We start from the raw sequence: 8,070 nt of genomic DNA, 5'->3' as shown, positions 1-8,070 counted from the left end.
GGACAAACTCCAGAGGGAGAACAACCATCAGACGGACAAACTCCAGAGGGAGAACAACCATCAGATGGACAAACTCCAGAGGGAGAACAACCATCAGACGGACAAACTCCAGAGGGAGAACAGCCATCAGAAGGACAAACTCCAGAAGGAGAACAACCATCAGAAGGTCAAACTCCAGAAGGAGAACAGCCTTTAGAAGAACAAATTCCAGAAGAAAAACTAGTAGTAGAAGAAATGAACTTAAAGCATAATATTGAGAAAATTCTTGATATGACTTTATCTCAGATAAATAAAATTGTATATAATTTCTGGGAAGATGAAGACTCTGTAAAAAAAGATGAACAATCAGAAATTAGACAAGTACTTACTTCAAAAGATCAAAATATACATCTATGGTATGATAAAAAAGCAAAAGTAAAAAATACATGCTTACTAAAAGAAGATGGTTCAGATAGACCTTATTATGATATAAGATTTGATAATGTTACAAAGACGCTAACTTTTGATTACATAGTAAAGGGTCTTATAGGTGCAAGTACTAAAGATAACAAATATATTATAGATGGAGAAGATGGCGAACAAACTGCTTTTTGTTATAATAATCATTTAAAATCTCCAACTAGTGATGGTAAGAGTCCATATTTACCAGCAGAAGATTTTAATGGTCAAGAAAATCAAAATGAAGATGCAGTTAAATCTATAATCTATGCAGGTTCTGAATTTGATGGATTTGGATATAAACAACAATTTAACTTGGGTGGAGAAGAGAATGACTATATAGTTCATTCAGCTACTCAAAGTGCAATATGGATTATACTTGGACAAGTGGATGAACAAGCCAAACTTAAACAATATCAAGGAAGTATAAACCTTTATGATACACTTATAGAAAGTGCAAAGACTGAAGAAGAAAAAGCTAAATATCAAAAAGGTAAAGAACAAGCAATAAATACAAAAGCTTATTTAGAAGCATTGTTAGAAGCAGGTCATAAACAACTAAAGCCAGATGATACAGGAAAACCTAGCCTAAGCAATGGTTCAACTGATATTGAATTTGATAAAAATGAGGATGGAACTTATGAAACAAAAGCTATAGCTTTAGTGGGTTATAGTGGTGTAGTTAAATTAAGATTACCAAATGGAGTAACTGCTTATGACGAAGATGGTAATATAATAGGTACAGGTGAAGTAGAAGTTTCAACACAACATAAATTTATACTTAAAAGTGTTGAAAAGCCAGATGTAAAGGCTAATATCTCTGCGGTATCTTATGATTATATTTTCCCTAAAGCTATTCAATATTATAAGTCAGTTTTTGATTTTGGAAAGAAAGACCATTCATCTTTATTACCAATGAGTAAACAAAATTTATTGAGCTATACAATAGAACAAAAGAATGGTGAAGAAGTTAACTTTAATATAGGTTTACCAACAGATGGAGGTTCAGATGTAAATCCACCAGTGCCACCAACAGATGATACTGTAAATCCACCAGTACCACCATCAGGAGGAGGAGACTCAAATGGACATAATCCATCACCACCGACAGATGACACAGTGATAAACCCACCAGTACCACCAACAGATGATACTGTAATAAATCCACCAGTGCCACCGACAGATGATACTGTGATAAATCCGCCAGTACCACCAACAGATGATACTGTGGTAAATCCACCAGTACCACCAACAGGTGATACTGTGGTAGATACATCAGTAAAACCAACAGATGATACTGTGATAAACCCACCAGTACCACCAACAGATGATACTGTGGTAAAATCGCCAAAAACAAGTGACGAAACTCAAATAATGTCATATGTATTTATTGGTATAATTGCAATTTGTGGATTAGGGTATCAATGTAAAAGAGCAAAAAATTAATCTAGATTATTATTTATTATTAAGTTTAAAAATACATTGTCTCAAATTGATTTAAAAATCGTTTTGAGACAATTTTTTTTGCGTAAGTATAACTTATTTTAAAGTATACACTGACTGTTTTATGAATAGAAAAATGGTTTGAAGGTGAAGATAGTATTGAAAAAGTAATGTACTAAGTATATAATTCATTTCATTTTATTTGTATGAATTAAATATCAATTTTAGGGATTATACAAATTTAGATATTAATCTCTTAAGAAATTTTAATATTAATTATTCAATAAATTATTATTATAATATGCTAGAATAAATATGTATAAATAAGTTTTGATGAGGTACTACTATAAAGGGGGGACTTTATGTTTTCGATACCAGAAGTAAAAAAAGTAGAAGAAGTAATGGATACAAAATTTACAACTATAGACGAAGACACAAAAATAGAAAGTGCAATAAAAGAAATGATAAGAAGCAATACAAAAACTCTAATGGTAATAGATTCATCTAGTGAATTAAAAGGCATTATATCTATGACTGATATACACAATCTTTATGAGATGCATAAGAAATATGAAGGCCAACCAGTAAAACTTATAATGAAAAAAGATGTTATATATGTCAGTGAAGGCTTAACCTTAGATGAGTGTAGAGATATAATGATATTAAAAAATATAGGGATTCTTCCTGTGCTTAGAGATAATAAAATTATTGGTGTCTTGAAACAAGAGCATATTAGAGATTATTTATACATGCACTTAGAAGATTATGGATTGACTTTAAAATACATTATAGGTCAGATTAAAGAAGGAATTTGTGCTATAAATAATGAAGGTGTTGTAATTTTATGGAATAATTTTATGGAAGAAAGGTATGATATAAAGTCTGAAGACATAGTGGGTCGACCGATGAACGAGTTTTTGGAAAATACTATTTCAGAAAAAGTATTGAATAGTAAAGTCGGTATGAGTGATTTATATTTTACTGACAAAAAAGAAAACATGTATGCATTAGTTCATGCAAATCCTATATTTTATAAAGAAGAATTTATTGGTGTTGTATGTACTGAAGTAGATGTTACAGAAGCTAAAATATTAGCTCTTGAACTTGAGAAAGTAAATGATACATTAAAATATTTAAAAGATGAAGTAAAAAATTTATCTAAAGGTAGCTTTGACAAGATTTTAGGTAAAAGTTATAAATTGGAAAAATCGAAAGCGATTGCAAAGCAAGTAGCTAGAACCAACAGTAGTATATTCATTTGGGGCGAAAGTGGTACAGGTAAAGAAGTATTTGCTAGAGCTATTCATGATTATAGTGAGAGAAAAGGTCAATTTATACCTGTTAACTGTAGTGCTATACCAAATGAATTATTTGAAAGCGAATTTTTTGGTTATGAATCGGGTGCATTCACTGGAGCAAGTAAAAAAGGTAGAATAGGTATATTTGAACTTGCGAAGGATGGGACAGTATTTTTAGATGAAATCGCAGATTTACCTCTTAGTATGCAAGCTAAATTGCTTAGAGTATTGCAAGAAAAAGAAATAAGACGAGTTGGTGGAGATACCACAATAAAAATAAATCCTAGAATAATATCAGCTACTAATAAAGATTTAGAAAAAATGGTAAAAGCAGAAAAATTTAGAGAAGATTTATATTATAGATTAAATGTTGTGGAAATAAAAATACCACCCCTTAGAGAGAGAAAAGAAGATGTAGGATTATTAGTGCATAGTTTCTTGGAAGAAATATGCAAACAAAATAATAAGCCTGTTCTTACAATAAGTAAAGATGTAATTGATATATTTCAAAATTATAGATGGAAAGGGAATATAAGGGAATTGAAAAACACAATTGAAAATATTGTTGTCTTATCCCAAAATCCTAGAATAGAAGTAGATGATGTACCAAGCTATATGATGGATTCTAGAAATAACAATACGGAGGAAGAAGAATATCCTCTAGATTTGACGAAAGCTACTCAAAAGATTGAAGTAAAAAATATAACAAAGGCACTTAAAATGTCTAATGGAAATAAAGCTAAGGCTGCTAAAATATTAAACATACCAAGAACAACGTTATATTATAAGATAGATCAGTATAAAATAGATGTGTCTAAAATATGACACGTGACTAAATTTTGACAAAATAATAATCTTTAATTTCAAACCAAGCAAAATCAATGCTTGGAGTAGTGTGATATATGTGGCTGTGTTAAAAAAAATAAAAAAGTGTTGATTAATTGACACTTTTTTTGTTTTGAGAAAATGTTTCCAAACATAAAAAACAGGGTATTGTAAATAAATATTTATATAATATTTGGCTAAAAATAGCGATAAAGGAAGGTTGTATTATAGAAAATATCTTTTTGTTAATAAGTTGGCATAGGAATTGCTTATATATAAAGTGACTTCAAATGAGAAAAAAATAGTATTAATTATGATGATTTATGTAGGTTAAAAGGTCTTGACACTTTGGGCTGTTAGTAGGGAACAGTAAATATGTTAATTATTGAGAGTGTTGAGGCATCAATATAAATTAAAATCAAATGAAGGAGGCATTTTATTATGTCAATAACTTTAGAAACAGCTCAAGCCCATGCAAATGACCCAGCAGTATGCTGCTGTAGATTTGAAGAAGGAACAATAATAGCACCAGAAAATTTAGAAGACCCAGCAATATTTGGAGATTTAGAAGATTCAGGATTATTAGTTATTCCAGAAAATCATTTAACAGTTGGTCAAGTATTAGGAGCTAAATTAACAAAAACTTTAGATGCATTATCTCCAATGACTACAGATAATGTAGAAGGATATAAAGTAGCAGAAACAGATACTGAAGAATCTGCTAAAGAAGTAGAAGCTCCAGTAGCTCAAGTAACACCAACTCAAGGTGCGACAGTTCAAGCTACAACAGGTCAAGTAATAAAAATACACATAAAAGAAGGTAAAGATATAAACTTAGAAATACCTTTGACAATAGCTGCTCAAATGGGAGTAGTATCACAAAAATAATAGTCAAAATATAACTATTAAAGCCGGTTTTAATTTACTTGATTCCTCAGTTAAGGGGTTACCTGTTGAGGAATCAAGATTTAAAATAATAAATAAGAAAATAATGTAAGGAGGTATTTTATACTATGTCAATAACTTTAGAAACAGCTCAAGCCCATGCAAATGACCCAGCAGTATGTTGTTGTAGATTTGAAGCGGGAACAATAATAGCACCAGAAAACTTAGAAGATCCAGCAATATTTGCAGACTTAGAGGATTCTGGATTATTAACAATACCAGAAAATGGATTAACTATAGGTCAAGTACTAGGAGCTAAGTTAAAAGAAACTTTAGATGCTCTATCTCCAATGACTACAGAAAATGTAGAAGGATACAAAGCAGGAGAAGCTAAAGAAGTAGTAGAAGAAGCAGTAGTAGAAGAAGCTCCAGCAACTTTAGAAGCAGTAGTGCCAGTAAGCACAGGAGTTTTAGGTGAAACAGTTAAAATACACATAGGTGAAGGTAAAGATATAAGCTTAGAAATACCTTTATCAGTAGCTGGTCAAGCAGGAGTTGTTGCTCCAGTAGCAAACGTTGCTGCTCCAGTAGCAGGTGCAGTAGCAGAAGTAGCTCCAAAAGCTGAAGAAAAGAAATTATTAAGAAGCTTAACTAAAAAACACTTTAAAATAGACAAAGTTGAATTTGCTGATGAAACTAAAATAGAAGGAACTACTTTATACATCAGAAATGCAGCAGAAATATGTAAAGAAGCTAATGACACTCAAGAATTAGTTGTTGATGTTAAATTAGAAATAATAACTCCTGATAAGTATGAAACTTACAGTGAGGCTGTATTAGATATACAACCAATCGCTACTAAAGAAGAAGGCGAATTAGGTTCAGGTATAACAAGAGTTATAGATGGAGCTATAATGGTATTAACTGGTACAGATGAAGATGGAGTTCAAATAGGTGAATTCGGTTCTTCAGAAGGTGAATTAAACACTACTATAATGTGGGGTAGACCAGGTGCTGCTGACAAAGGTGAAATATTCATCAAAGGTCAAGTAACAATAAAAGCTGGAACTAACATGGAAAGACCAGGACCTTTAGCTGCTCACCGTGCTTTTGATTATATAACTCAAGAGATAAGAGAAGCTTTAAAGAAAGTTGACAACTCTTTAGTAGTAGACGAAGAAGTAATCGAGCAATACAGAAGAGAAGGTAAAAAGAAAGTTGTTGTTATAAAAGAAATAATGGGACAAGGTGCAATGCATGATAACTTAATATTACCAGTTGAACCAGTTGGTACATTAGGAGCTCAACCAAACGTTGACTTAGGAAACATGCCAGTTGTATTATCTCCACTTGAAGTATTAGATGGTGGTATCCATGCATTAACTTGTATAGGACCTGCATCAAAAGAAATGTCAAGACATTACTGGAGAGAGCCATTAGTAATAAGAGCTATGCAAGATGAAGAAATAGATTTAGTAGGTGTTGTATTTGTTGGTTCTCCACAAGTAAATGCTGAGAAATTCTATGTATCTAAGAGATTAGGTATGTTAGTTGAAGCTATGGAAGTTGATGGAGCTGTAGTAACTACTGAAGGTTTCGGAAACAACCATATAGATTTCGCATCTCACATAGAGCAAATAGGTATGAGAGGTATACCAGTAGTTGGTGTAACTTATTCAGCAGTTCAAGGTGCTCTAGTTGTTGGTAATAAATACATGACTCACATGGTAGACAATAACAAGTCTAAGCAAGGTATAGAAAATGAAATATTATCAAACAATACATTAGCTCCAGAAGAAGCTGTAAGAATCATGGCTATGCTTAAAAATGCTATTGCAGGTGTAGAAGTTAAAGCTCCTGAAAGAAAATGGAATCCAAATGTTAAGTTAAATAACATAGAGGCTATAGAAAAAGCTACAGGAGAAAAAATAGTATTAGAAGATAATGAGCAATCTTTACCAATGAGTAAGAAGAGAAGAGAAATATACGAAAAAGACGAAAACTAAAATTTAGATAATAACTAAGATTTAGATAACAATATAAATTTAGATCCAAGTTTAAAATAAGTATAGAGAGGTAAAATTATAATGGATAGATTAAAATATATCTCATCAGAGACTTTTTATGAGGGTGTTATAGTCGAAATCATGGGTGGTGGAGTAACTATAGACCTAAAAGGTAGACTTGGACAATTTAAAATACCTAATAGAATGCTTATAACTGACTACGAACTTAAGATAGGTCAAGAGGTTGGATTCATGCTAAGCTATCCTGAGGTATTAAGTCCAGAACCTAATCATGAGTATGTAGAAAATATTAGGAGAGAAAAAGAAAAGCAAGCAGAAATGCAAGCTAAAAAGAAGCAAGAAGAAGAAAAATAATAATTAATCGTTTGAAAATAGAAGGGAGAGGAAATATATGAGCCTTACAACAGTACAAGGACTTCAATCTGAAATATTTGTTCCAATAACACCTCCTCCAGTTTGGACTCCTGTAACTAAAGAATTAAAAGATATGACTATAGCTTTAGCTACAGCAGCTGGTGTTCACTTAAAATCTGACAAGAGATTTAATCTAGCAGGAGATACTACTTTTAGAGCTGTACCTAACACAGCTACAGTTGATGAAATGATGGTATCACATGGTGGATACGATAATGGAGATGTAAATAAAGATATAAACTGTATGTTCCCTATAGATAGATTACATGAATTAGCTGCAGAAGGATTTATAAAAGCAGTAGCTCCTATGCACTATGCATTCATGGGTGGTGGAGGAAACCAACATGTCTTCACTGAAGAAACTGGTCCTGCTATCGCTGCTAAACTTAAAGAAGAGGGAGTAGACGGTGTAGTCATGACAGCTGGCTGAGGTACTTGCCATAGAACTGCCGTGATCGTGCAGAGAGCAATAGAGGAAGCTGGAATACCTACAATAATAATCGCAGCTCTTCCTCCAGTAGTTAGACAAAACGGAACTCCTAGAGCAGTTGCTCCATTAGTTCCAATGGGTGCTAATGCTGGTGAACCACATAACATAGAAATGCAAACACATATATTAAGAGATACATTAGAGCAATTAGTTGCAATACCATCTGCTGGTAAGATAGTTCCATTACCATACGAATATAAAGCTCACGTTTAAAATGTAATTTATATTTGAAAATATAGAACCCTTCTCC

At 32.2% G+C, this 8,070-nt stretch carries 5 protein-coding genes and 1 pseudogene; all 6 read left to right on the top strand.

All coding sequences use genetic code 11. From position 1 onward, the window contains the following. Positions 1-1,884, top strand: a 1,884-nt coding sequence (locus tag KGF36_RS15610) for a Cys-Gln thioester bond-forming surface protein (protein WP_227854841.1), incomplete at its 5' end; no start/stop codon positions are given. Between the two features lie 359 nt (positions 1,885-2,243). Then, positions 2,244-4,004 carry a sigma-54 dependent transcriptional regulator PrdR gene (prdR, locus tag KGF36_RS15605; RefSeq protein WP_227828321.1) on the top strand — a complete coding sequence of 587 codons (1,761 nt, stop codon included), beginning with the start codon at positions 2,244-2,246 and terminating at the stop codon, positions 4,002-4,004. 441 nt (positions 4,005-4,445) lie between these two features. Beyond that, positions 4,446-4,707: pseudogene (locus KGF36_RS20525) on the top strand (D-proline reductase (dithiol) proprotein PrdA); the annotation flags it as partial. A 310-nt stretch (positions 4,708-5,017) separates the two neighbouring features. Next, positions 5,018-6,895 (top strand): D-proline reductase (dithiol) proprotein PrdA, encoded by a 1,878-nt coding sequence (prdA, locus tag KGF36_RS15595; protein WP_227828323.1) that lies wholly within the window; start codon positions 5,018-5,020, stop codon positions 6,893-6,895. 81 nt (positions 6,896-6,976) lie between these two features. Continuing rightward, positions 6,977-7,270 (top strand): CBO2463/CBO2479 domain-containing protein, encoded by a 294-nt coding sequence (locus KGF36_RS15590; RefSeq protein WP_227433709.1) that lies wholly within the window; start codon positions 6,977-6,979, stop codon positions 7,268-7,270. A 37-nt stretch (positions 7,271-7,307) separates the two neighbouring features. Continuing rightward, a complete protein-coding gene (gene prdB, locus KGF36_RS15585) occupies positions 7,308-8,033 on the top strand; it encodes a D-proline reductase (dithiol) protein PrdB (RefSeq protein WP_079739805.1) in 726 nt (241 codons plus the stop codon). Positions 8,034-8,070: the final 37 nt, after the last annotated feature.

The sequence above is a fragment of the Clostridioides sp. ZZV14-6009 genome (genome assembly GCF_020658095.1).
Classification (GTDB): domain Bacteria; phylum Bacillota; class Clostridia; order Peptostreptococcales; family Peptostreptococcaceae; genus Clostridioides.
The sequence above is the reverse complement of the archived record's forward strand: the minus strand, read 5'-3'. Positions and strand labels throughout refer to the sequence as shown.